Here is a 23,200-nt window from a genome sequence, read left to right on the forward strand (position 1 = left end):
GCCATGTCGCGCAACCTCTGCCTCACCCGCCAGTGCTTTGGCCTGGTCACCCGTATTGAATGTTCCATTCGCCCTCTTGCGGGGGATAACGGGATGTGGACCTTGTTGTTTGCCGCCGGAATGACCGGTGAACAGCCGTCCACCATCAAGTCCCAAGGCCCGTTTCCAGGGCCTTTCGTCGCGGAAAATATTCTCGAATCCATCGTGGACAGCCTGACCCTGCACGGCTATGAGCTGGCGGGCGATCCGCAGATCTGGTGCCTGCACATGCAGGCCCATCTGCGCCAACTCAACGGTGGGCATGACCAACTGGCCCTGTAGGCGCCGGTTACTTGCTCTCGGGCTTGTCCAGTTTGACTTCGAAGCCGTATTGCACGGTGCTCAGGTCGGTGCGCTGGTAACTTTCCAGGGTAGTCGGCTGGCCGTAGAAGTAATGCACGTCAAACATCGCCGTACCGTACTCCTCGGCGCGGTGGCTCACACCGAGGATTTCCTTGAGGTAGTTGCCGCTGGCGTCCTTGGCGTAGAAGCGCCAGCTGTCGGCGGGGAATTCCTTTTGGTCGACGACCAGCGCGTTGTCCTTGAGCGACAGTCCTTTAGGCAGCTTGGCCACGTCTATCTCGGCTTTCTCGATGGTCGCCAGGAACAGCGGAATCGAGCCCACCACATACGCCGGGTTTTCCGGAAACAGGTTGAGATCGTAGGTGAGGGTGCCGCGCGCCGGGTTCAGTTCGAAGGCCTCGGTCGGTAATTCGATCGGCTCGCCGCGTTCGCCTTTTTCGTCGGCAGTGAAGAAGGTCACCGGTGATTCGCTGCTGTTGCGCTCGCTGCCCACCATGTCGTCGTTGAAGGTGAAAGGGTGGTCAAACACGATGTGCGCCGCACTGGCGTCTTCGACCGACTGGCTGATGGTGACGCTGTTTTTCAACTGCTCTTCGGTCATGCTCGCGTCTTTGAGCCAACTGGCGGCACCGTCGTCATACACGGTGACCGGCATCGGCAAGGCCTGTACGGTTTGTTGCAGGCTGTTCTTGTCGAAACGCAGCACCGGCAGGTCGAGGTCCTTGCGGGTGCGGGTAGCGGTGGAGAAATCCAGTACGTTGACCTGCAGGTTGTCGATCACACCATTGAAATACACCTTGGCGTAATGGCTGCTCTGCTTGTGTTCGAAGGCTTTTTGTTCATCGGTAAGCTGTTTTTCGAATGCCTCCGACCAGGCCTTCTGCTTTTGCATCTCGGCCAGTTGTTTCTCGTAGAACGCCACCTGCGCGCTGCTTTCATTGATCGAGCCGGAGCGCGTGAGGAATTGCCCGGTGCTGTCCCGTGCCTGTACCAGCAGCGGGTTGGGCGATTCATCGCCGACTTCCGGCGCCAACGCTTGGCTGTTGGTCAGCTCGATCTCGGCGTAGTTTTTCTCCAGGAGCAGCAGCTTGAGGGTGATATTGCCTTCGGTACGCGTGTGGCCCACGTCCTTTTTCGACAGGTCAAACGTCAACACCTTGCCCGGCGCGATCACTTCGACCGTGCCCTTTAGGTTGATGGGTTGGGGCTGGCTCTTGTTTTCCGTCTCGATGCCGTCGATGAACGGGTAGGTCACCGTCAGGTCATCCGGGTTGGTCAAGTTGGAGCTGCTGGGGCTCAGTTGGATGCCGGGATCGGTTTCCGACCATTCCGGCTGGAAGGGGATGACCTTGTTGTTGCTCAAGGTGACCGACTGCCATTCCAGGCCATGGGGGAAGGGGAACTGGTCAGACGTATTGAACGTGAACGGGAAGACCGGTTGCAAGTCCGTCAAATAGTCGGAATGGGAGGTCTTGCGCAGCACGAACAGGCCATTGATGTAGGTGTCCACCAGCGCCTGGGGCGTGGGGTAGTGCTTGAGCAGTGCCAAGCTGTCTTCGCCGTATTCGGCTTCGATGGGCTTGGTGGCGAGCTTGGCCTGAGCCCGTTCCAGTAACAGCAACGAACCGCCCAGATCGGCGATGGCGTCGCGCAGCTTGGGGTCCTGGATGCTGTCGAGGGACTGTTCGAACTTGGCGGTTTTCTCTTCGAGGGTCGCCTGCTTCTGCTCGTCGCTGGGGGAGCAGCCGCCGGCCAGCAGCAATGCCGCGCACAGGCCGATACTGGCCAAAGGGGATCGCACATCCATCATCTGAGTTTTTCCTGTCCGACGTCATCGAGCCGATTTATTGGGCTCGACACTAGCAGAAAAATTCCCTTACAGATGCCGCCCACGTCAGTTTTCTCGTGGTGACAGGTGTCTTGTGGCGGCTGGTATACTCGCCGCCATTTCTAGCCAAGCTGTGTGAGATCCAATGGAACGCTTTATCGAAAATGCTATGTACGCCTCGCGCTGGCTACTGGCGCCGATCTATTTCGGCTTGTCCCTGGGGTTGTTGGCGCTGGCGCTGAAATTCTTCCAGGAAGTGATTCACCTGCTGCCGAGCGTGTTCTCGATGGCCGAGTCCGAGTTGATCCTGGTGCTGCTGTCGTTGATCGACATGGCCCTGGTCGGTGGCTTGCTGGTGATGGTGATGATCTCCGGCTACGAGAACTTCGTCTCGCAGCTGGATATCGATGACAACAAAGAGAAACTCAACTGGCTGGGCACCATGGACTCTTCGTCGCTGAAGATGAAAGTGGCGGCGTCCATCGTGGCGATTTCGTCCATCCACTTGCTGCGCATCTTCATGGACGCCAAGAACGTCGATCCGCAGCACTTGATGTGGTACGTGATCATTCACATGACCTTCGTGGTCTCGGCGTTTGCCATGGGGTACCTGGACAAAGTCACCAAGCACTGATGCCCTGCGCTGGCCTTACTCCTCCACGAAGTAGTAAGGCTGGCGATTGATCGACATCTGCTTGATCACCTTGACCGGGGTGTTCAGGTCATCGGTATGGTCCAGCAATGCAACGTTGCCGGGCTTGGCACTGAGGTAGTTGTGCAACTGCGCCTCGGTTTGCAGGATCGGCAAATAGGCCAGCAGGTAAAACACGCTGGCCCCGGCGATGCGCTCGTTAGGCCGGAACAACACCACCTCCCTGCCTTCGTCTTTCAATGCCTGCACCTGGCTGATCACCGGTATAAACGAGTGGTGCGCGTCGGCTTTGGGCGCGAACCAGAAGGCCGCAATCAGGTAGCAACCGACGGCCAGGGTGAACACGCTGCCCACCAGGGTTCTGTGATGGGTGTGCAGTGCGGGTTTGTGAGTTTTCAGCCAGTCCAGCAATACCCGTGCGTATTCCGCAGCCAGTACGGCGGCGGCCGGAGTGAGTGCCATCAGGTACACGGTGCGTTTGCTCGATGCCAGGGTCAGCAGGGTGAACTGCGCCACCAGCCAGACACTGAAGAACAGGTGGTAGCGGTTGCGCATCAGGCTTTTACGGAAATGCCACAGGCCCAGGTAGACCAGGATGTTCCAGGGCAGGAACGCTTCGGGCAACTTGGCGATGTAGTAGTAGAACGGCTCGTAGTGTCCGGCCTCGACAAACGAGCCGCTGAACCGGCCGACGCTGTTGGTCAACACCACTTCGGCCACGGCCTGCAGCCCGCCGCGTTGGAACAGGAAACCCAACCAAATCACCAGCGGCACCAACGCCAATAAGGTAAACAGCGCAGGCTTGAGCCAATCGCCAATGCGCAGGCGCTTGTCCATCAGGCTGGTGATGGCCAGGTACACAAAAATCACAATGCCCGGCATCGCCAGGCCCAGCACGCCTTTGCTGAGCGTGGCGATCACCATCCCTGCAGTAAACAGTGCCCATGCGCCCGCGCTGGAGCCTTCACGATCGGGCCGCACGGCCTGGTAGAACGCCAGCAGCGCGGTGGTCACGCCGAGGGTAAGCAGCGAGTCTTCACCCACGCCGCGCACATTGCCCCAGTAGCTGGCCATGGTCGCCAGGATCAAGGCCGCACTGAACGCCAGTGTCTGCGGTCGCCCGAACCTGCGCAGCATGCCATACAGCAGCATCACGCTGAACAACCCGGCAAATGCCGACGCCAGGCGCACGGCCCAGGTGGTGCCGCCGAACAGGCGAATCGCCCCGGCATCGATCCACAGGCTCAGGGGCGGTTTTTCCAGGAAGGGCTCACGGAATAACTGAGGAACAACCCAGTTATTGTCCAGGTGCATGGCCATGGCGATGCCGGCCACGCGGGCTTCGGTGGAGCCTTGCAGCTCATGGTTACCGAGGGCAAAGAAGAACAACAGACCTGCAAGCAGGAGTAATAAAGGAGCGGGGCGCGTCATGGGTTGTGGCTACCGAGGCGGGGGACCGCTCGGGGGAGTGGTCATTGCTATCGGTTAGTATCTGTCAGTGTTTCTGAACGTTTCGTGAACAGATGGGAGAATAGTGAGGGGCGCCTATTGGGCGGTATAGGAAGTCACAGGCGCGTGGTGTCTATTACAACAATTCCCAACGGTCCACTACGTTTTTCCACCCTTACCCAACCCTGTTCACCGTAGTATCTGGTACGGCAAATTTTAATCTGTTTGTTCACTTCCGTATCGAATACCCGGATGCCTGCGCAATTATGCCTGCCTCCCGCTGCATATTCGTACGAAGTCACATAGCTGCTGAATACCGTGCTCGTAAGCAGAATAACCACCGATAGCAGCGCATCCATCACCAAGCCACTGGCGATGAGCAAGCCGAAAAAGACTTTTAATCGATCCAGCGGTTTTTTGCGCAGGAACCTGGAGTTCCTGGTATGCCACCCCCACCCCATCAAGATGATTGCAAGCGCTGGCGATGAGATCAGGGCGATCTTTTCAGCTACCGGGTTGAAATGTGCAGACGGCCAGATAATGAATGTCCAGACCAGAATCAGCGCGGCGAAGAGTAGCAGGCCAATGGTGGTTGGTATCAGGTAGGCATAGGAGTTTTTGTTCAATGCGACGTTCGTCCTTGTAGTCAGAGCCTGCCGCTGGTGTCTCTCGGAGACAGGGCAGTAGTGCATCATTGAATTGTAATGGATGTGCCCCTTGGGTGGTGCGCTGAGAGCGTGAGCCGGGGAAATGAGACGATGGCAAATCGCAGACAAAGAAAAGCCCGCGATGGGGAGAAGCGGGCTTGAAAGGGATATTCACAAGGAGCTGGGATTACCATAGACGCTCAAGTGTGAAAGGGGGGTGAAAGCCTGAGCTCAGTGTGAAGTGGTGATTGCCAGGGTGAGTTGTTGGACCGTTATCGGCGGCGTCAGCCTGCACGCGACTCGGCTTTTTTGATTTGCTACTGAGGTTACGTCGGGAACGGTTGCGCGTCAGCGGTGGAGGCCAGCGTGACGAGCACACGCTCGATGAGTAATCCGCCCAGCACCACCAGTTGCTGGCTACCCAAGAGTTTTTGACGGGTTAATCCGTCGAGTTCGAAGGCCAGGTCTGTGATGATTGCGTCCAGCGATGCAAGGGTTTCGCTGGCTTGGATCAGCAGTGTTTCGGGATCGATGTTTGGCGCGATGGTGAAGAGGGTGGTTGGGGGATTTGGGGTGATTTTTTTCATGGCTGAATCTCCTTGATTAATGGAGTCGCCAGATATCGCTGCTAAACGAAAAGGGTGGCGACCGTACGCGGGTTAGCAGGCCAGGAATCAAGGAACCCAGCGCACCCGAAAGTGCCCCACGCACAGCCGCCATAATGCGAACCAGCGGATGCTGAAAGCATCGCTTGAACGGATGGTGGCTTTGCAGGCCTTGATATTAACCGAGCTGCTAAACCCGGTCGCTGATTTTGCAGCGACGTGGAGAGGTTAGCCGGGTGGGTGGAGTGGAACCAGTTCACCAAGGGCGCGACATCTTGAAGGAAAAATCCGAAGCGCGGTTTGGCGGTGATTTCAGAGACCCAGGAACAACAAAACCCGCACTAGGCGGGTTTTGTCGATGCTTCGAATTGGTGGAGCCGGGGGGATTTGAACCCCCGTCCGCCAGTACTCCGCTGTCGGTACTACATGCGTAGCCGTTTCTATTAAGTTAACCCTCAGCGACCCGAAGGGCAGGGTGCTTTGGGCGAGTTGTGTAAGTTTTAGCCGCTTCGTCCACAACGTACTGCACGGCGATTCTGTTCTATATGACAATCACTTTGGGTTTACAGACATCCCCTGGTGATTGCTGGACCCGAAGGTACCAGAAGCTCAGGGCTAAGGCTGCTTACGCAGCGAGAGCGAATTCCTGGCCGTAGTTTTCGTCATTGGCAACTATAAGAAGTTGCAACAGTGGATTTACGAGTTCTGTTACCAACTCGGCATGCACCTAAAGTTTCGCGACCGGCGTCGAATCCTAAACGGCCCCGTGCTTGTAACTCGTTGTTTCTTAGTGAGTGACAAGCCTGTGCAGTGTACGCCAAACGGTCGCGGAAGGCCAACCCGAAGGTTTGCCTTCCGTGACGGAGCAGCCTATTGACCGCCTTTTTCGCTGTTCTGCAGGTCTTGCAGTGCCTTCGAGGTGATCTCAATGCACCTTTTGTCATCGCCCGCGGCGTGGGCTGCTTTGGCCTGGGAGACGGCGGTGTCGATCTCGCCGCTTTTACCGCTGGTGTCAGTGGCGAGCAGCGCTTTACCGTTGTTGATTTTGTCCAGATTGATTTTGCACAGATCGGGCTCGCCCGCAGCGAACACAGGCGAAGCCAACATCGCAGCGGTAACGAACAAGCCAGCAAGAGCGGAACGCTTCATAGGGTATCTCCTTGCGCAAAGGGGCTCGACGCTGCTGGCGTTGAACGGCTGCCAGCGACATCACGGATGAGCCTCGTTTGTCGAGGCCTATGCAGATGACTGCGCTGGCGCGCAGGGGTTCTGTTTTTTTGCAGGATCATTTTTGCTGGATCAGTGTGCGCGAGCCTGGGTGACACGGTCCACCAGGTAGACCAAGCCGTGATAATCAATGCCGCCATGCTGGCTCAGGCCGATCTCGCAGGTGCGGCTGGTGGAGATGCCTTCGCTGCAATATTGCACCGCGTCCTTGAGCGTGCGCAGTGAGTGGGCGTTGAGCTCCGGCGTGGTGAAGCCTTTGTCGCCGGCAAAACCGCAGCAATGAATGCCCTCCGGGATGACCACGGTGTTGGAGCAGCGTCGGGCCAGGTCGATCAGGGCCTGGCTTTCGCCCAGGTGCTGGGTGCTGCAGGTGACGTGCACGGCGATCGGCGCTTCCTGGGGCGTGAAGTCGAGGCGATCCATCAGGTGGGTGCGGATAAAACGCACGGGGTCGTAAAGATCCAGGCGGGTTTCGCCCAGGTCCTGTACCAGGCGCAGGGTGCAGGGGCTGGTGTCGCAGTAGATCGGATCGAGCCCTCCACGGCTGGCGTGCAGCAGCGCACCGATCAGTTCCTGGCGCTTGTGTTCGGCCTGTTCGGCATAGCCTTTGGAGGCGAAAGGCTGGCCGCAGCACAGGCTGTCCTGATTGTCGGGAAACACGACTTGGTAACCGGCTTTTTCCAACAGATTGCGGGTTTTGTCATACAGCGACATCTGTTCCTTATCCCCCGCCGCCGGGCCCATGGCGCGTGACACGCAGGCGGCCAGGTAGACCACACGTGGCCGCTCGTCCGTCACGGCCGGGCTGAAGCGAATGGCTTTTTCCGGCTGCGGCATGGCAGGGGTCCATTGCGGAATCTGTCCCTTGGACAGCTTGGTCACGCTGGCCGACAGCTTCGCCAGGCGAGGTGCGCCCAGCAGCATGCGCGCGCCATTGGCCACATGCAGCGTAAAGCGCGCGCCTTGCAGTGCAGTGGCGAAATGAGTGGCGAGCCATTCGGCCGTTTTCGTACGGTCGGCGTCGCGGCTGCGCAGTTTTTTCACCAGGTCGCCGGTATTGATTCCCACGGGGCAGCGTTGGGCGCACAGGCCGGTGGCAGCGCAGGTGTCGATGCCCTGGTAGTGATAGGCGGCTTCCAGCTCAGTGGTGTCGACACCGGCGCGTTTTTTTGCCTGGATATCGCGCCAGATCACGATGCGTTGGCGTGGGCTCAAGGTCAGGCCTTTCGACGGGCACACCGGCTCGCAGAAGCCGCATTCGATGCACTTATCCACAAGCTCATCGGCGGCGGGCAGCGGCTTGAGGTGCTTGAGGTGGATGTGTGGGTCTTCGCTGAGCACCACGTCCGGATTGAGGATGCCGTTGGGGTCGAGTAGCCGCTTGAGTTGCCACATCAATTGATAGGCGTCGCTGCCCCATTCCAGCTCGACAAACGGCGCCATATTGCGGCCGGTGCCGTGTTCGGCTTTCAACGAGCCCCCAAACTCCACCGCCACCAATTGCGCCACGTCGTCCATGAACGCTTGGTAGCGCGTGACTTCTTCCGCGCTGTTGAAGCCTTGAGTGAACACGAAGTGCAGATTGCCTTCCAGTGCGTGTCCGAAAAGTATGGCTTCGTCGTAGTGATGTTTGTCGAACAGTTCGATCAAGCGGTTGACGCCGATTGCCAGTTGCTCAACCGGGAAGGTCACGTCCTCGATGATCACGGTGGTGCCGGTTTTGCGCACGGCACCGACGGCTGGGAAGGTGTCTTTGCGGATTGCCCACAGGCGGGCGTTTTCCACGGGGTCTTCGGTGAAATCGACCTGCTTCTCTACCGGGAATCGGGCGAGGGAGGCCATGATCAGCGCCAGTTGCTCATGCAGCAAGGACGACGACGCCGCGCGGGATTCGATCAACAGGGCGCAGGCAGTTTCCGATAGCTGCTGTACGAACGCGGGCATGCCCGGCTTGTTCTGTACCGAGCGCAGGCTGCGACGGTCCAGTAGCTCGACGGCCGAGACCGGTTGGGTTGTAAGGACGCTCACTGCGTTGCAGCAGGTCTCAACGTCCGGAAACACAATCAACGCCGATGCTTTGTTCGGGTGATCGATCACGGTGTCGTAGGTGACCGCGCTGATAAAACCAAGGGTGCCCTCGGAGCCCACCAGCAGGTGGCTGAGGATATCCAGTGGCTCATCAAAATCCACCAAGGCGTTGAGTGACAGCCCGGTGGTATTTTTCAGACGGTATTTGTGGCGTATTTTTGCCGCCAGCTCAGCATTCGCCCGGGTCTCGCGGCCCAGTGTCGCCAGGCGTTCAAGCAGCGGCCCGTGCTGTTCACGAAACGCCTTCACGCTGGCCGCGTCTTCGGTGTCCACGCGACTGCCATCAGCCAGTACGAGGCGAATCCCGGCCAAGGTGTTATAGGTATTCTGCGCCGTGCCGCAGCACATGCCGCTGGCGTTATTGGCGACAATGCCGCCAATTTTGCAGGCGTTGATCGACGCCGGATCCGGCCCGATCTTGCGCCCGAACGGTGCCAGCCACGCATTCGCCTGAGCGCCGATGACACCGGGCTGCAGGCGGATTTGTGTGCCTTGCCCACGGATTTCGCGGCCGTTCCAGTTGTCGCCCAGTACGATCAGCACTGAATCGCTGATGGCTTGCCCGGACAGGCTGGTGCCCGCAGCGCGGAAGGTTACCGGTACGCGGTCGCGCTGAGCGAGTTGCAGCAGCGTAACGACTTCGTCCTCCGATTCCACGCGGATCACCAACTGTGGGATCAGTCGGTAAAAGCTGGCGTCGGTGCCGAAAGCGAGGGTGGAAAGCGCGTCGTCGAAACGCCGATCTTTCGGGATCAAGTGTGCGACGTCGCTCAGGAAAGCAGCAGGCAGGCTCATCGGTCCTCCAGAAATAGCTGACGCCGGAATCGTATCCGGCGTCGATTCTTACCCTATTGCGTGCAGGTCTCAGTGCACCAGCATACCGGTGAACCAGTAAGCCTGGGCCAGGGTGATCAGCCCGACGATCGTGGCAAAGAACAGGCTGTGCTTGAGGGTAAAGCGGAACAGGTCGGATTCCTTGCCTACCAGGCCAGTGGCGGCGCACGCCACGGCGATCGATTGAGGCGAGATCATTTTGCCGGTGACGCCGCCGCTGGTATTCGCCGCGACCAGCAGCGTGTCGTTCACGCCGATCTGATGCGCAGTGGTGGCCTGCAGCGAGCTGAACAGGGCGTTGGACGAGGTATCAGAACCTGTCAGGAAAACGCCCAGCCACCCGAGGAAAGGCGAGAAGAACGGGAAGGCTGCACCGGTGCCGGCCAATACCAGCGCCATGGTCGACGACATGCCGGAGTAGTTGGTGACGAATGCGAACGCCAACACCATGCCAATGGACAGGATGGGCCAGCGAAGTTCATAGAAAGTCTCTTTTAAAGTGGTAAGACCAGTTTTAATGTTGATCTTTAGCACCAGCATAGAGATCAATGCAGAGAAGAAAATCGCGGTGCCGGTCGCGGAAATCGGGTCCAGCTTGAACACAGCCGGGATCGCGGTGGGGTTGGTCACGATGGGTGCGACCTTGATCACCATTTGGTCCAAGTGCGGAATCGCGAAGTTGAACACCCAGCTGTACATCGAGCCGCCGGCGGCGAACATCGCCTTGAACGGTTTGAGCGTCCAGATCGTCACCAGCACGGTAAGGATCAGGAACGGTGACCAGGCCTTGAAAATCTGCACCAGGCTGTAGGGCGAGACAACCGTGTTGCGTGGCAGGCCGAAACCGCCGGCACTGGCGGTGACTGCCGCGCTGGAAGTGGCGCCGGCAATCTGTGCGCCAGCGGTGCGCTTGGGTTGCCACACTTTCAGGAACAGGGTCAGGGAAATCAGGCTGGCAAGGGCCGAGGTGATATCCGGCAGTTCAGGGCCGATGAAGTTGGACGTGAAGTACTGGGTGATGGCAAAGCTCAAGCCCGCTACCAGCGCCGCCGGCCAGGTTTCACGCACGCCGCGCAGGCCGTCCATCATGAACACCAGCCAGAACGGCACGAACAGCGACAGCAGCGGCAGTTGGCGACCGGTCATGGCGCCAATCTTGAACGCATCAATGCCGGTCACTTGACCCGCAACGATGATCGGGATACCCAATGCGCCAAAGGCCACCGGTGCGGTGTTGGCAATCAGGCACAGACCCGCGGCGTACAGCGGGTTGAAACCGAGGCCGACCAGCAGTGCGGCGGTGATTGCCACGGGGGCGCCGAAACCGGCCGCACCTTCCAGGAAGGCGCCGAAACAGAAGCCGATCAGCAGCACTTGCAGGCGCTGGTCGTCAGTGATCGACAGCACCGAGCTGCGAATGATCTCGAACTGGCCGCTCTTGACCGTGAGTTTGTAGAGGAACACCGCGGCGACAATGATCCACGCGATAGGCCACAGGCCGTAGGCAAAGCCATAACCGGCGGCGGCCAGTGCCATGTCCACCGGCATCTTAAAGGCAAAGATCGCCACCAGGATCGACAGCGCCAAGGTGATGCTGCCGGCCACGTGGCCTTTGAGGCGAAACACGGCCAGGGCCAGGAAGAAGAATACGATCGGAATGACGGCCGCTAATGCGGACAGGCCGAGGCTGCCGAGCGGGCTGTAGAGCTGTTGCCAGGTTTGCATATGGGGTGGCCCCTGATTGTTGTTGTTTGGTCAGCTTGGATAATTGGTAATACCAATTTACAATCGCTGTGGGCTAGGTTAAAAGGCTTCGGGGCGGTGTGTCAATTTGCCGCTCGCGAAACTTTGGTCGTAGGTGGGTAGGCGACGGATCTGAGCGGATAAATCGAAGGCGTTCTGATAGGTGCTGCAAGTGCGGCGATAGGCCAGAATAGAGGGCCCGGCGAGTGGTCGGGATGGTGGAGAGTGAGTTATGGGGTTTGATCAGGTGCGTCAGCGCCGTTTGTCCGACGATATCGTCGAGCAGCTTGAGGGCATGATCCTTGAGGGCACGCTGAAGTCGGGTGAGCGCTTGCCCGCCGAGCGCGCTTTGGCTGAGCAGTTTGGTGTGTCGCGTCCGTCTTTGCGGGAGGCAATCCAGAAATTGGCGGCCAAAGGTTTGCTCGTCAGTCGTCAGGGCGGTGGTAACTACGTGGCGGAGTCCTTGGGCTCCACGTTCAGTGATCCGCTGCTCCACCTGTTGGAGAATAATCCCGAGGTCCAGCGTGATCTTCTGGAGTTCCGCCAGACCCTTGAAGCCTCTTGCGCCTATTACGCGGCGCTACGTGCCACCGAGGTCGACCGCGAACGGCTTACGGCGGCCTTCGAAGCGCTCCAGGATTGCTACACCCGCTCCGATGAAGTGAGCCGAGCTGAAGAGGGGGCGGCGGATGCCAGGTTTCACTTGGCTATCGCCGAGGCCAGCCACAACGCGGTGTTGCTGCACACCATTCGCGGTCTGTTCGACCTGCTGAAACGTAACGTGGTGACCAACATCGGGGGGATGTATCAACAGCGTACGGAAACCCGCGACATGCTGATCAGTCAGCACAGGGATTTGTACCTGGCGATTATCGAAGGGCGTGCCGAGCAGGCGCGGGAAGTTTCAACGCGTCATCTGCTGTATGTGCAGGAAGTGTTGGAGGAGGTTCGTCAGGAGGTTCAGCGCGTGGCGCGTGCGGAGCGGCGCAAGGGCCTGTAGCCGAGGGAGTCTCCCAGGGCTACAGGTTTGCAAGGATCAGTCTTCCTTGCCCTTGTTGCGCACGGCGCGATGCAGCTCGCGATTGGAATCGCGCTCGCGCTCGGTATCACGCTTGTCGTATTCCTTCTTGCCTTTGCCCAGCGCAATCTCGCATTTGACCAGGTGCTTGCTCCAGTACCAGGACAGGCAGATACAGGCATAGCCTTTCTGCTGTACGGCGGCGGCAAGCTTTTCCAGTTCGCGTGCATTGAGCAGCAGCTTGCGCGTACGCACCGGGTCAGCAATCACGTGGGTGCTCGCGGTAGTCAGCGGGGTGATATGACTGCCCAGCAGCCATGCCTCGCCATCTTTGAGCAGCACATAGCTGTCGACCAGTTGCAGCTTGCTGGCGCGCAGACTCTTTACTTCCCAGCCGGCCAGGACCAGACCAGCCTCGAACCGATGTTCGATGAAGTAATCGTGTCGCGCCTTTTTATTTTGCGCGATGGTCCCTGTGGGGTGTTTCTTTTGTTTAGCCATAGGGGCGGCATTATAGGGAGTTGCGAGCGTGTCGGCTACGGTCAACCTGCGTGCTTGAGCGTGTTCGACGAATCCCGGACAATGCGGGCAGTTCTCTGGTTTTTTTCTTTCGCGGATCGGGCTGTTCTTTCGCGATGTTTGCCGCTCAGCTGTGGAAATAACGCACACATGACGACGCATATTCAACGTTCAGCGCTGCTGCCTTATCCGGCTCAGGCGCTCTATGACCTGGTCAACGACGTGGCGCGTTACCCGGAATTCCTGCCGTGGTGCTCGAAGGCCGAGGTGCTGGAAAGCGGTGATGAGTACATGGTCGCCAGTGTTGGGGTCGCGAAAGGCGGCCTTAGCCAGCACTTTGTGACGCGTAATGCGCTGGTGCCTGGGAAATCCATCGAAATGAATCTGCAGGAAGGCCCGTTCACCCAGCTGCATGGGGTGTGGGTATTCAAGGCGCTGACGGATAAGGCCTGCAAAATCAGCCTGGACCTTTCCTTTGATTACGCCGGGCCTATCGTGCGAGCAACGCTGGGCCCCTTGTTCAATCAGGCAGCTAATACGCTGGTGGATGCATTTTGCCAGCGGGCCAAACAACTGCATGGTTGAGATTGAAGTGGTGTATGCGGCCGTGGATCGCCAGGTTCTGCTGGCGATGAAGGTGGCGGCGGGCACCAGCCTGCGCGCGGCGGTGCGGGCGTCAGGTATCGCAGCGCAGTTTCCTGAGCTGGATCTGGCTGGCTGCCCTTTGGGCATATTCGGCAAGGTGGTTGCGGATGCTGAGGTGCGTGCCGTGCAGGCAGGTGATCGTATTGAGATTTACCGACCGTTGCTGGCGGACCCAAAAGAGGTGCGTCGACTGCGCGCGGCCAAGGCTGCGCTGGCTAAGCAGCAGGGCTCATAGGCTTGCCAAATAGCAGGCAACAAAAAGCCCGGCATGCCGGGCTTTTTGTTGAGCAGCGCAAACTTACTGCGGGCTGGTGTCCAGAGGCTGTGGTGTCGGGACGGGAACTGTTTCCACGCCGTCGACGTCTTTCTGGATCTTGTCGAGCAGGGAGCCTGGCTTGGCCGGTACTTCCGACTTCTGCTTTTCACCTTCCTGCGCAGGCGCGGTCACGTTAGTGCCGTTATCCTTGCCGAGCAGGGCTTCATCACGACTCACGCCGGGCATGAAGTCGCCGGACAGGCTGACAAGCTGGTCGTTGCCATTGAAGATGACACTGACGCGCTCCTGTTGGCGTTCACCGCCACCTGGCTGCAGGCTGTAGAGGTAATCCCAGCGATCGGCATGGAAAGTGTCGGTCAGCAGGGGGTTACCCATGATAAACCGTACTTGCCGTCGGGTCATTCCGGGGCGTAACTGGTCTATCATGTCCTGCGTGACGACATTGCCCTGCTGGATGTCGATTTTGTAAACCCCGGGGAATGAACAACCGGCGAGTGCGAGCAGTCCCACAAAGGTGAAACTGGTTAGCAAGAGCTTGGTGTTTTGCATCGGTGGGCGACTTCCACTATCTTGGCTGGGACAACGTAAACGCCGATCATACCCGTATTAAGAGAAGCTGCGAAGCAGCATCCGCGAGAAAGCTAACCATGGTTGAAAATAGCGAACTACGCAAAGCCGGTCTTAAAGTGACTCTGCCACGAGTCAAGATTCTACAAATGCTCGATTCTGCTGAGCAGCGCCACATGAGTGCCGAGGATGTTTACAAGGCGCTGATGGAGTCTAACGAGGACGTCGGCCTGGCCACGGTTTACCGTGTGCTGACCCAGTTTGAAGCCGCAGGGCTGGTGGTTCGTCATAATTTCGACGGCGGTCATGCAGTGTTCGAATTGGCTGACGGTGGTCATCACGACCATATGGTTGACCTGGATACCAATGAGGTTATCGAGTTCACCAGCCCGGAAATCGAGGCGCTTCAGCATAAGATTGCCGAGGAACATGGCTTCGATTTGGTCGACCATAATCTGGTTCTGTACATCCGTAAGAAAAAGTAAAAATCGCTGCAGATTCGCTCTGCAAAACGATTGAAGGCGACCTTAGGGTCGCCTTCGTGCTTTCTATAAGCCGGAAAGATGAGCGAAAGTGCTCTGCTCAGGCTTTCGCCGCCACGACCATTTTCTTCGCGTGTGCCAAGGACTCCTTGGTCAAATCAATGCCGCCAAGCATGCGCGCCACTTCCTCCACACGTTCCGACTTGTTCAGCTTGGACACGGCTGTGTGCGTTGCATCACTGCCGCGTACCTTGTGCACAAACAGATGTTGATGCCCCTGGGCGGCCACTTGTGGCAAGTGAGTGACCGTCAGTACCTGGCCCCGATCCCCGAGGCGTCGTAATAATTGGCCAACAATCTCCGCTGTCGGCCCGCCAATCCCCACGTCAACTTCGTCGAACACCAGTGTTGGTACCCGAGAGGTTTGCGCGGTAATCACCTGGATCGCCAGGCTGATCCGAGACAGCTCACCGCCGGAGGCCACTTTTGCCAATGCTTTGAGCGGCTGCCCAGGGTTGGCGCTGACCAGCAGTTCAACCTGTTCCAGGCCATGTGGCTGCAATTCGTTACTGGTGCTGGCGTGCAGTTCAATGGTGAAGCGCCCGCCAGGCATGCCCAGGCGTTGGATCTCCAGCTCCACTGCGCTGGCCAGGCCGGTTGCTGCCTGGTGGCGCAGGTCGCTCAGTTCGCGTGCTTTTTCCTGGTAGTGGCGGGCGAAGGACGCGAGCTCGTCACCTAGGCGCTCGATGGATTCGTCGTTGGCATTCAGGGTCTCGATTTCATCCAGCAACTTTTGCTGCATCGTCGCCACTTCGGTGGGCTGGATTCGATGTTTGCGCGCCAGGGTATAGATGGTGTCCAGGCGTTCTTCTATTTCCTGCAGGCGTGCCGGGTCGGCATCGAAGTGATCCAGGAAGCGGTTCAATTCGCCGACGGCTTCTTCTACTTGGATCTGTGCGCTGGTGAGCAAGGTCGTGGCCTCGCTCAGGGAACCGGAGGCGTTGTTCACGCTGGACAGGCGATTGAGACTGGCGGTCAGCGCGTTGAGTACGTTACCGGAGTCGCTCTCGCTGCATTGCTCCACCACCTGGCGGCAAATGCCCAGCAGAGTTTCTGCGTTGGTGAGGTTCTTGTGTTCCTGCTCGAGTTGCTCCAGTTCAGTCTCGCCCAGGCCCAGGCTTTCCAGCTCTTCGAGCTGATAGCTGAGTAGCTGGTGGCGAGCGCGTTGTTCGTCTCCGGAATTGGAGAGTCGCTCCAGTTCCTGGCGCGTTTGGCGCCAGCGCTGGGCGGCAAGTTGCACCTGGCGGGCAAGGTCTGTCGCACCGGCGTATTCGTCGAGCAGGCGGCGATGAGTGTCGGTTTTCAGCAGCGACTGGTGTTCATGCTGGCTGTGGATATCGATCAGCAGTTCGCCCAGGGCTTTCAAGTCGCCCAGTGGGCAGGGGGTGCCGTTGATATAGCCGCGTGAGCGGCCTTCCGCAGTAATGACCCGGCGCAGGATGCACGGGCCTTCATTATTAAGGTCGCGCTCTGCCAGCCAGGCCTCGGCCTCGGGAATATCCGCCAGGTCGAAAGTGGCCAGGATATCGGCCTTGTCCGCGCCGGGGCGCACCACGCCGCTGTCGGCACGGTCCCCAAGGGTCAAGCCCAGGGCGTCGAGCATGATCGACTTGCCGGCGCCGGTTTCGCCTGTGATTACGCTCATCCCGCGATCCAGTTCGAGATCCAGGTGTTCAACGATGGCGTAGTTATGTACGGACAGGTGCACGAGCATGACGGCCGCTCCCAGGCTTTAGGTCTGGTTATTTATACAGTGTTTTGTTCGGGGCTGACAATCCTGATGATTAGCTCGATTTGCTTGGATGAACGCTTTTTTTAGCGCGATGAGGAATGTATAGGCAGGAATTGATCCCGGTCATAGGAAAGACTTTTGGTAACGCCCGCGCCCTTGAACCTGAAAATTGTGGCCCCATATACCGGAACAGAAGCGCGAGTTGAGTTCGCGCATGATTTTGAAAGGAGAAAACTATGGCTGACGAACAGACGCAGGATACGCAAACTCCAGACGCCAATTCGGCTGTCGGCGATGAGCTGGCAACTCGTGTGCAGGTGCTCGAAGAGCAATTGGCCGCTGCGCAGGACCAGTCTTTGCGTGTTGCCGCCGATCTGCAGAACGTCCGCCGCCGTGCCGAGCAGGATGTAGAGAAGGCTCACAAATTCGCACTGGAAAAATTCGCCAGTGACTTGCTGCCGATCATCGACAGCCTGGAGCGTGGTCTTGAGTTGTCCAACCCGGATGACGAAAACATCCGCCCGATGCGCGAAGGGATCGAGCTGACCCTGAAAATGTTCCAGGACACCCTGAAGCGTTACCAGTTGGAAGCCATTGATCCAGTCGGCGGCGAACCGTTCAACGCTGAGCATCACCAAGCCATGGCCATGCAGGAAAGCCATGATCTGGAGCCTAACAGTGTGTTGAAGGTGTTCCAGAAGGGTTATCAGCTCAACGGTCGCTTGCTGCGTCCGGCGATGGTGGTGGTGAGCAAAGCACCTGCACCGGTTTCGCCTTCTATTGATGAGCAGGCTTGAAATACGCCGTAAGGCCCCCATCTATAAGTCAAGCGTTTAAGTGCTACCGCAGTTAGCCACCACTGCTGCGGCATCCAAATTCAAGTTTCGGGAGAGTAAATCATGGGCAAAATTATCGGTATCGACCTGGGGACCACCAACTCCTGCGTCTCCGTCATGGAAAACGGCAAAGCCAAAGTTATCGAAAACGCCGAAGGCGCGCGTACTACGCCGTCGATCATCGCTTACGCAAATGATGGCGAGATCCTCGTTGGTCAATCGGCCAAGCGTCAGGCTGTCACCAACCCGCACAACACCCTGTACGCGGTAAAGCGTCTGATCGGTCGTAAGTTCGACGAAGAAGTCGTACAGAAAGACATCAAGATGGTGCCTTACAAAATCGCCAAGGCTGACAACGGTGATGCCTGGGTTGAAGTAAATGGCAACAAGATGTCTGCACCGCAGATTTCGGCTGAAGTCCTGAAAAAGATGAAGAAAACCGCCGAAGACTACCTCGGCGAAACCGTCACCGAAGCGGTCATCACCGTTCCGGCCTATTTCAACGACAGCCAGCGCCAGGCAACCAAAGACGCCGGCCGCATCGCGGGTCTGGACGTTAAACGCATCATCAACGAACCCACCGCAGCTGCTCTGGCTTACGGTATGGACAAGGCCAAGGGCGACCACACTGTGATCGTTTATGACCTGGGTGGCGGTACGTTCGACGTCTCGGTCATCGAGATCGCTGAAGTTGACGGTGAGCACCAATTCGAAGTGTTGGCCACCAACGGTGACACCTTCCTGGGTGGTGAAGACTTTGACATTCGTCTGATCGACTACCTCGTTGACGAATTCAAGAAAGAAAGCGGCATGAACCTCAAGGGTGACCCGCTGGCCATGCAGCGCCTGAAAGAGGCGGCTGAGAAAGCCAAGATCGAGCTGTCCTCGAGCATGTCGACCGACGTGAATCTGCCGTACATCACTGCAGATGCCACCGGTCCTAAGCACTTGAACGTGAAGATCTCTCGCGCCAAGTTGGAAGCACTGGTTGAAGACCTGGTTCAGCGCACCATCGAACCTTGCCGCATTGCGCTGAAAGACGCCGGTATCGACGTAGGTTCCATCAACGACGTGATCCTGGTGGGCGGTCAAACCCGTATGCCACTGGTGCAGCAGAAAGTTACCGAGTTCTTCGGCAAGGAAGCACGTAAAGACGTGAACCCGGACGAAGCGGTTGCCATGGGTGCTGCCATCCAGGGCGCGGTATTGGCCGGTGACGTGAAAGACGTGCTGCTGCTGGACGTCAGCCCGCTGACCCTGGGTATCGAAACCATGGGCGGCGTGATGACTGCGCTGATCGAGAAAAACACCACGATTCCTACCAAGAAATCCCAAGTGTTCTCGACTGCCGACGACAACCAAGGCGCGGTGACCATTCACGTGCTGCAAGGTGAGCGTAAGCAAGCGGCGCAGAACAAGTCCCTGGGCAAGTTCGACCTGGCTGAGATTCCACCAGCACCGCGTGGCGTGCCACAAATTGAAGTGACCTTCGACATCGACGCCAACGGTATCCTGCACGTCGGCGCGAAAGACAAGGCAACTGGCAAAGAGCAGAAGATCACCATCAAGGCCAACTCCGGTCTGTCTGATGAAGAAATTCAACAGATGATTCGTGATGCTGAAGCCAACGCTGATGCGGATGCCAAGTTTGCCGAGCTGGCTGGCGCCCGTAACCAGGGTGATGCACTGGTTCACTCGACGCGCAAAATGGTCGCTGATGCTGGCGATAAAGTGACGGCTGAAGAGAAGGCCGCGATCGAAGCTGCCGTGGTTGCCCTGGAAGCCGCCGTCAAAGGCGACGACAAGGCCGCTATCGAAGCCAAGATCGAAGAGCTGTCGAAAGTTTCTGCACCCGTCGCGCAGAAAATGTATGCCGAACAAGGTCAGCCAGCTGATGGTGCCGCGCAACAGGCAGAGCCTGAAGCCAAGCACGACGACGTTGTCGATGCCGAGTTCGAAGAAGTCAAAGACCAGAAGTAAGTTGGTCGCCCGGTTGACCGCTATCAAGCGGTGACTGGTAGGATGTCGCCGCGCGGGAGCTTGCTCCCGCGTTGGCGTGTCTGGGGTATGCGAATTTTTACAGCATGCGACAAGGTTCGGATGCTGGCGGTACGATCGGGAATGCTCCTGCTTTCCGAGTAAGAAGTACCGCATTTTGGCCGGGTCCCTGGCTAAAAGTAGTAATGACCAGGATCGTTGAATTGACGTGAGTTGGGTCCGGGCCTGTATTGGGGCTCAACGAGTTTGGCAGGGCTCAGGAGGGTCTGGCCGAACGTCCTTAAGAGTGCAAAGACTTATGGCAAAGCGTGACTATTACGAAGTGTTGGGTGTGGAGCGCGGCTCCAGCGAGGCGGACCTGAAGAAGGCCTACCGTCGCCTGGCGATGAAGCATCACCCGGACCGTAATCCGGATAGCAAAGAATCCGAAGAAATGTTCAAAGAGGCCAATGAGGCCTACGAATGCCTGTCTGATCCCAACAAGCGTGCGGCCTACGACCAGTACGGTCACGCAGGGGTCGACCCGAGCATGGGCGGTGGCGGTGCCGGGTTTGGCGGCCAGAACTTCTCCGATATTTTCGGTGACGTATTCAGCGACTTTTTCGGCGGTGGCCGGGGTGGTCAGCGGGGCGGCGCCCAGCGTGGCAGTGATTTGCGCTACACCCTGGAGTTGAACCTGGAAGAAGCCGTGCGCGGCACCAGCGTCAATATCCGTGTGCCGACGCTGGTCAACTGCAAGCCGTGCGATGGTTCGGGTGCCAAGAAAGGCTCCTCGCCGATCACTTGCCCGACGTGTGGCGGTATCGGCCAGGTCCGCATGCAGCAGGGCTTCTTCTCGGTGCAGCAGACCTGCCCGCGTTGCCATGGCCAGGGCAAGATCATTTCCGACCCGTGCGACTCCTGCCACGGCGAAGGTCGTGTCGAAGAGTACAAGACGCTGTCGGTAAAAGTGCCTGCGGGTGTGGATACCGGCGACCGTATTCGTCTGTCGGGCGAAGGCGAGGCGGGTACTCAAGGTGGCCCTACGGGCGATCTGTATGTGGTGATCAATGTGCGCGAGCACTCGATCTTCCAGCGCGACGGCAAGCACCTGTTCTGTGAAGTGCCAATCAGCTTTGTTGATGCGGCGCTGGGTGGCGAGTTGGAAATTCCGACCCTTGATGGTCGCGTCAAACTCAAGATCCCTGAAGGCACGCAGACCGGCAAACAGTTCCGTATCCGTGGCAAAGGCGTTGCGCCGGTGCGCGGTGGTGGTGCTGGCGACCTGATGTGCCGCGTTGCCGTTGAGACGCCAGTCAATCTGGGGCGTCGTCAGCGCGAATTGCTGGAAGAGTTCCGCAGCTCGCTGGAAGGCGATGACTCCCACTCGCCGAAAACCACCGGCTTTTTCGATGGCGTGAAGCGCTTCTTCGGCGACCTGTAAGGAGTTGGGTATGCGACGTATAGCCGTAATGGGCGCTGCCGGGCGCATGGGCAAGACGCTGGTCGAGGCGGTGCAGCAGCGCTCGCCGGCCTCCGGGCTGACCGCAGCGATCGTTCGTCCCGGCAGCACATTGATCGGTGCGGATGCGGGTGAGTTGGCTTCGCTGGGGCGTATCGGTGTTTCGTTGTCCGGCAACCTGGAGCAGGTGGCTGACGAATTCGACGTGCTGATCGATTTCACTCTGCCGGACGTCATGCTGAAAAACCTGGCTTTCTGCCGCAAGGCGGGCAAGGCGATGGTGATCGGCACCACCGGTTTGACGCTTGAGCAGAAGCAGTTGCTGGCGGAGGCGGGCAAGGACATTCCGATCGTCTTCGCGGCCAACTTCAGTGTGGGTGTGAACCTGTCGCTCAAGCTGTTGGATCTGGCGGCGCGCGTGCTGGGGGATGAGGCGGATATCGAAATCATCGAGACTCATCACCGTCACAAGATCGACGCACCGTCGGGTACCGCGTTGCGCATGGGTGAAGCGATCGCCGATGCGCTCGGTCGCGACTTGTCGAAAGTGGCGGTGTACGGCCGTGAAGGCCATACCGGTGCGCGTGCGCGTGACACCATTGGTTTTGCAACCGTGCGCGGTGGCGATGTGGTGGGTGATCACACCGTATTGTTCGCCACCGAGGGCGAGCGCCTGGAAATCACGCACAAGGCGTCCAGCCGCATGACGTTTGCCAAGGGGGCGGTACGTGCTGCGCTCTGGCTGGAAGGTCGTGCGGCGGGCCTTTATGACATGCGTGACGTGCTGGATCTGCACTAATCAGTAGCTAAAACAGGGGCCCAAGCTTATGCTTAGGCCCCGTTTTTACCCGCTAAGCGACGTCCTGTCGCATTCCCCTGCCTTTAAGGCTCATTAGCGGTGGACCAAAAAAGCCTTTTTCTGTAAGCTACAGCTTTAGTGTGTCCACTAAAAGCGCGCAGAATAATTCAGTGAAGAAGCGGGGTGACGTGTCCATACGTCACTCCGCTTTTTTACAACCTGCGATCGCCCTTTCAGGCTTTATTTACGGGAGGTCTTCTTGACTAAGCCAGCCATACTCGCCCTTGCTGATGGCAGCATTTTTCGCGGCGAAGCCATTGGAGCCGACGGTCAAACCGTTGGAGAGGTGGTGTTTAACACTGCCATGACCGGCTATCAGGAAATCCTTACCGATCCTTCCTACGCCCAACAGATCGTTACCCTGACCTATCCGCACATCGGCAACACCGGTACGACACCGGAAGATGTCGAGTCTGATCGTGTCTGGTCGGCCGGTCTGGTGATTCGTGACCTGCCGCTGGTTGCGAGCAACTGGCGTAACACGATGTCGCTGTCCGATTACCTGAAAGCCAACAACGTTGTGGCGATCGCCGGTATCGATACGCGTCGCCTGACACGCATCCTGCGTGAGAAAGGCTCGCAGAACGGCTGCATCATGGTCGGTGACAATATTTCCGAAGAGGCGGCGATTGCCGCAGCCCAAGGCTTCCCTGGCCTGAAGGGCATGGACCTGGCGAAAGTCGTCAGCGTCAAAGAGAAGTACGAGTGGCGCTCCACTGTCTGGGACTTGAAGACCGATAGCCACGCGACCATCGATGCGGCCGAGTTGCCTTACCACGTGGTCGCCTACGACTACGGCGTCAAGTACAACATCCTGCGCATGCTGGTCGAGCGCGGTTGCCGCGTGACCGTGGTGCCGGCGCAAACCCCGGCCAGCGAGGTGCTCGCCCTGCAGCCGGACGGTGTGTTCCTGTCCAACGGCCCGGGTGACCCTGAGCCTTGCGACTACGCTATCCAGGCGATCAAAGAAGTGCTGGAGACCGAGATTCCGGTATTCGGTATCTGCCTCGGTCACCAGCTGCTGGCCCTGGCCTCTGGCGCCAAGACCCTGAAAATGGGGCACGGCCATCACGGTGCCAACCACCCTGTGCAAGACCTGGACACCGGCATTGTGATGATCACCAGCCAGAACCACGGTTTTGCGGTGGATGAAGCGACCCTGCCGAGCAACGTTCGCGCGATTCACAAGTCGCTGTTCGACGGTTCCCTGCAGGGCATCGAGCGCACCGACAAGAGCGCGTTCAGCTTCCAGGGCCACCCTGAAGCCAGCCCGGGCCCGAACGACGTAGCGCCGCTGTTCGACCGTTTCATCAATGAGATGGCCAAGCGACGCTGACTGAGCGGCTTGCGG

The 23,200-nt window shown here is 58.5% G+C and carries 21 protein-coding genes and 1 other RNA gene; 11 read left to right on the forward strand and 11 right to left on the reverse strand.

Annotated features, from left to right (window positions below; translation table 11 throughout):
- Positions 1 to 3: 3 nt before the first annotated feature.
- Complete coding sequence (locus AC3ZU9_RS19810) at positions 4 to 321, forward strand: PA4575 family protein (RefSeq protein ID WP_015885972.1); 318 nt, start codon at positions 4 to 6, stop codon at positions 319 to 321.
- Between the two features lie 7 nt (positions 322 to 328).
- Here AC3ZU9_RS19810 and AC3ZU9_RS19815 read toward each other — a convergent pair whose 3' ends face one another.
- The gene (locus AC3ZU9_RS19815; RefSeq protein WP_490091219.1) at positions 329 to 2,152 is read right to left on the reverse strand and encodes a hypothetical protein; all 1,824 of its coding nucleotides are present in this window, start codon (positions 2,150 to 2,152) and stop codon (positions 329 to 331) included.
- Between the two features lie 163 nt (positions 2,153 to 2,315).
- On the opposite strand from AC3ZU9_RS19815, the gene AC3ZU9_RS19820 reads away from it, so the two are divergent.
- Positions 2,316 to 2,804: a TIGR00645 family protein gene (locus AC3ZU9_RS19820; RefSeq protein WP_010206662.1), complete on the forward strand. Its 489-nt coding sequence runs from the start codon at positions 2,316 to 2,318 to the stop codon at positions 2,802 to 2,804.
- 15 nt (positions 2,805 to 2,819) lie between these two features.
- Here the strand turns inward: AC3ZU9_RS19820 and AC3ZU9_RS19825 are convergent, their stop codons facing one another.
- The 7 genes from AC3ZU9_RS19825 to AC3ZU9_RS19855 form a co-directional block, all read right to left on the reverse strand.
- A complete protein-coding gene (locus tag AC3ZU9_RS19825) occupies positions 2,820 to 4,253 on the reverse strand; it encodes an ArnT family glycosyltransferase (protein WP_102060201.1) in 1,434 nt (477 codons plus the stop codon).
- Between the two features lie 134 nt (positions 4,254 to 4,387).
- On the reverse strand, positions 4,388 to 4,897 hold the full coding sequence (locus tag AC3ZU9_RS19830; protein WP_154845638.1) for a hypothetical protein: 510 nt from the start codon (positions 4,895 to 4,897) through the stop codon (positions 4,388 to 4,390).
- 347 nt (positions 4,898 to 5,244) lie between these two features.
- Positions 5,245 to 5,505, reverse strand: a complete 261-nt coding sequence (locus AC3ZU9_RS19835) for a DUF6124 family protein (protein ID WP_065875326.1) — start codon at positions 5,503 to 5,505, stop codon at positions 5,245 to 5,247.
- Between the two features lie 387 nt (positions 5,506 to 5,892).
- Positions 5,893 to 6,289: a transfer-messenger RNA gene (gene ssrA, locus AC3ZU9_RS19840) on the reverse strand.
- A gap of 104 nt (positions 6,290 to 6,393) precedes the next feature.
- On the reverse strand, positions 6,394 to 6,672 hold the full coding sequence (locus tag AC3ZU9_RS19845; protein ID WP_064053113.1) for a PA2433 domain-containing protein: 279 nt from the start codon (positions 6,670 to 6,672) through the stop codon (positions 6,394 to 6,396).
- 150 nt (positions 6,673 to 6,822) lie between these two features.
- The gene (locus AC3ZU9_RS19850) at positions 6,823 to 9,633 is read right to left on the reverse strand and encodes an FAD-binding and (Fe-S)-binding domain-containing protein (RefSeq protein ID WP_490091220.1); all 2,811 of its coding nucleotides are present in this window, start codon (positions 9,631 to 9,633) and stop codon (positions 6,823 to 6,825) included.
- 69 nt (positions 9,634 to 9,702) lie between these two features.
- Complete coding sequence (locus tag AC3ZU9_RS19855; protein ID WP_015885938.1) at positions 9,703 to 11,397, reverse strand: lactate permease LctP family transporter; 1,695 nt, start codon at positions 11,395 to 11,397, stop codon at positions 9,703 to 9,705.
- Positions 11,398 to 11,647: 250 nt separating this feature from the next.
- On the opposite strand from AC3ZU9_RS19855, the gene AC3ZU9_RS19860 reads away from it, so the two are divergent.
- A complete protein-coding gene (locus AC3ZU9_RS19860) occupies positions 11,648 to 12,415 on the forward strand; it encodes a GntR family transcriptional regulator (protein WP_015885937.1) in 768 nt (255 codons plus the stop codon).
- Positions 12,416 to 12,451: 36 nt separating this feature from the next.
- On the opposite strand, the gene smpB is transcribed toward AC3ZU9_RS19860, so the two are convergent.
- On the reverse strand, positions 12,452 to 12,934 hold the full coding sequence (smpB, locus tag AC3ZU9_RS19865) for an SsrA-binding protein SmpB (RefSeq protein WP_003235073.1): 483 nt from the start codon (positions 12,932 to 12,934) through the stop codon (positions 12,452 to 12,454).
- Between the two features lie 168 nt (positions 12,935 to 13,102).
- Here smpB and AC3ZU9_RS19870 point away from each other — a divergent pair, with 168 nt between their 5' ends.
- Both AC3ZU9_RS19870 and AC3ZU9_RS19875 read left to right on the forward strand, forming a co-directional pair.
- On the forward strand, positions 13,103 to 13,537 hold the full coding sequence (locus tag AC3ZU9_RS19870; RefSeq protein WP_015885936.1) for a type II toxin-antitoxin system RatA family toxin: 435 nt from the start codon (positions 13,103 to 13,105) through the stop codon (positions 13,535 to 13,537).
- Entirely contained in the window at positions 13,530 to 13,832 is a 303-nt protein-coding gene (locus AC3ZU9_RS19875; protein WP_015885935.1) for an RnfH family protein, read from the forward strand. Before AC3ZU9_RS19870 ends, AC3ZU9_RS19875 begins: the two co-directional genes overlap by 8 nt.
- A gap of 63 nt (positions 13,833 to 13,895) precedes the next feature.
- On the opposite strand, the gene AC3ZU9_RS19880 is transcribed toward AC3ZU9_RS19875, so the two are convergent.
- Complete coding sequence (locus tag AC3ZU9_RS19880; RefSeq protein ID WP_015885934.1) at positions 13,896 to 14,423, reverse strand: outer membrane protein assembly factor BamE; 528 nt, start codon at positions 14,421 to 14,423, stop codon at positions 13,896 to 13,898.
- A gap of 98 nt (positions 14,424 to 14,521) precedes the next feature.
- On the opposite strand from AC3ZU9_RS19880, the gene fur reads away from it, so the two are divergent.
- Positions 14,522 to 14,926 carry a ferric iron uptake transcriptional regulator gene (fur, locus tag AC3ZU9_RS19885; protein WP_003194220.1) on the forward strand — a complete coding sequence of 135 codons (405 nt, stop codon included), beginning with the start codon at positions 14,522 to 14,524 and terminating at the stop codon, positions 14,924 to 14,926.
- 97 nt (positions 14,927 to 15,023) lie between these two features.
- Here the strand turns inward: fur and recN are convergent, their stop codons facing one another.
- Positions 15,024 to 16,697, reverse strand: a complete 1,674-nt coding sequence (recN, locus tag AC3ZU9_RS19890; protein WP_046034280.1) for a DNA repair protein RecN — start codon at positions 16,695 to 16,697, stop codon at positions 15,024 to 15,026.
- Between the two features lie 254 nt (positions 16,698 to 16,951).
- Between recN and grpE the strand changes: the two genes are divergently transcribed.
- From grpE to carA, 5 genes are all read left to right on the forward strand, one after another.
- On the forward strand, positions 16,952 to 17,512 hold the full coding sequence (gene grpE / locus AC3ZU9_RS19895; protein ID WP_015885932.1) for a nucleotide exchange factor GrpE: 561 nt from the start codon (positions 16,952 to 16,954) through the stop codon (positions 17,510 to 17,512).
- 102 nt (positions 17,513 to 17,614) lie between these two features.
- Complete coding sequence (dnaK, locus tag AC3ZU9_RS19900) at positions 17,615 to 19,531, forward strand: molecular chaperone DnaK (protein ID WP_015885931.1); 1,917 nt, start codon at positions 17,615 to 17,617, stop codon at positions 19,529 to 19,531.
- A gap of 316 nt (positions 19,532 to 19,847) precedes the next feature.
- Positions 19,848 to 20,972 carry a molecular chaperone DnaJ gene (gene dnaJ, locus AC3ZU9_RS19905; protein ID WP_015885930.1) on the forward strand — a complete coding sequence of 375 codons (1,125 nt, stop codon included), beginning with the start codon at positions 19,848 to 19,850 and terminating at the stop codon, positions 20,970 to 20,972.
- 10 nt (positions 20,973 to 20,982) lie between these two features.
- A complete protein-coding gene (gene dapB / locus AC3ZU9_RS19910) occupies positions 20,983 to 21,789 on the forward strand; it encodes a 4-hydroxy-tetrahydrodipicolinate reductase (protein ID WP_064053115.1) in 807 nt (268 codons plus the stop codon).
- Positions 21,790 to 22,048: 259 nt separating this feature from the next.
- Positions 22,049 to 23,185, forward strand: coding sequence for a glutamine-hydrolyzing carbamoyl-phosphate synthase small subunit (carA, locus tag AC3ZU9_RS19915; protein WP_320399848.1), 1,137 nt, complete (start codon positions 22,049 to 22,051; stop codon positions 23,183 to 23,185).
- Positions 23,186 to 23,200: the final 15 nt, after the last annotated feature.

The sequence above is a fragment of the Pseudomonas sp. A39 genome, from assembly GCF_058145955.1.

Excerpts from the sequence above, each read along its gene's own strand:
- AC3ZU9_RS19875 (WP_015885935.1), top strand. The coding sequence starts at position 13,530 with ATGGTTGAGATTGAAGTGGTGTATGCGGCCGTGGATCGCCAGGTTCTG.
- AC3ZU9_RS19850 (WP_490091220.1), bottom strand. The coding sequence starts at position 9,633 with ATGAGCCTGCCTGCTGCTTTCCTGAGCGACGTCGCACACTTGATCCCG.
- dnaJ (WP_015885930.1), top strand. The coding sequence starts at position 19,848 with ATGGCAAAGCGTGACTATTACGAAGTGTTGGGTGTGGAGCGCGGCTCC.
- recN (WP_046034280.1), bottom strand. The coding sequence starts at position 16,697 with ATGCTCGTGCACCTGTCCGTACATAACTACGCCATCGTTGAACACCTG.
- AC3ZU9_RS19825 (WP_102060201.1), bottom strand. The coding sequence starts at position 4,253 with ATGACGCGCCCCGCTCCTTTATTACTCCTGCTTGCAGGTCTGTTGTTC.
- AC3ZU9_RS19845 (WP_064053113.1), bottom strand. The coding sequence starts at position 6,672 with ATGAAGCGTTCCGCTCTTGCTGGCTTGTTCGTTACCGCTGCGATGTTG.
- fur (WP_003194220.1), top strand. The coding sequence starts at position 14,522 with ATGGTTGAAAATAGCGAACTACGCAAAGCCGGTCTTAAAGTGACTCTG.
- AC3ZU9_RS19880 (WP_015885934.1), bottom strand. The coding sequence starts at position 14,423 with ATGCAAAACACCAAGCTCTTGCTAACCAGTTTCACCTTTGTGGGACTG.
- dnaK (WP_015885931.1), top strand. The coding sequence starts at position 17,615 with ATGGGCAAAATTATCGGTATCGACCTGGGGACCACCAACTCCTGCGTC.
- AC3ZU9_RS19855 (WP_015885938.1), bottom strand. The coding sequence starts at position 11,397 with ATGCAAACCTGGCAACAGCTCTACAGCCCGCTCGGCAGCCTCGGCCTG.
- AC3ZU9_RS19835 (WP_065875326.1), bottom strand. The coding sequence starts at position 5,505 with ATGAAAAAAATCACCCCAAATCCCCCAACCACCCTCTTCACCATCGCG.
- dapB (WP_064053115.1), top strand. The coding sequence starts at position 20,983 with ATGCGACGTATAGCCGTAATGGGCGCTGCCGGGCGCATGGGCAAGACG.
- grpE (WP_015885932.1), top strand. The coding sequence starts at position 16,952 with ATGGCTGACGAACAGACGCAGGATACGCAAACTCCAGACGCCAATTCG.
- AC3ZU9_RS19860 (WP_015885937.1), top strand. The coding sequence starts at position 11,648 with ATGGGGTTTGATCAGGTGCGTCAGCGCCGTTTGTCCGACGATATCGTC.
- smpB (WP_003235073.1), bottom strand. The coding sequence starts at position 12,934 with ATGGCTAAACAAAAGAAACACCCCACAGGGACCATCGCGCAAAATAAA.
- AC3ZU9_RS19815 (WP_490091219.1), bottom strand. The coding sequence starts at position 2,152 with ATGATGGATGTGCGATCCCCTTTGGCCAGTATCGGCCTGTGCGCGGCA.
- AC3ZU9_RS19810 (WP_015885972.1), top strand. The coding sequence starts at position 4 with ATGTCGCGCAACCTCTGCCTCACCCGCCAGTGCTTTGGCCTGGTCACC.
- AC3ZU9_RS19820 (WP_010206662.1), top strand. The coding sequence starts at position 2,316 with ATGGAACGCTTTATCGAAAATGCTATGTACGCCTCGCGCTGGCTACTG.
- AC3ZU9_RS19870 (WP_015885936.1), top strand. The coding sequence starts at position 13,103 with ATGACGACGCATATTCAACGTTCAGCGCTGCTGCCTTATCCGGCTCAG.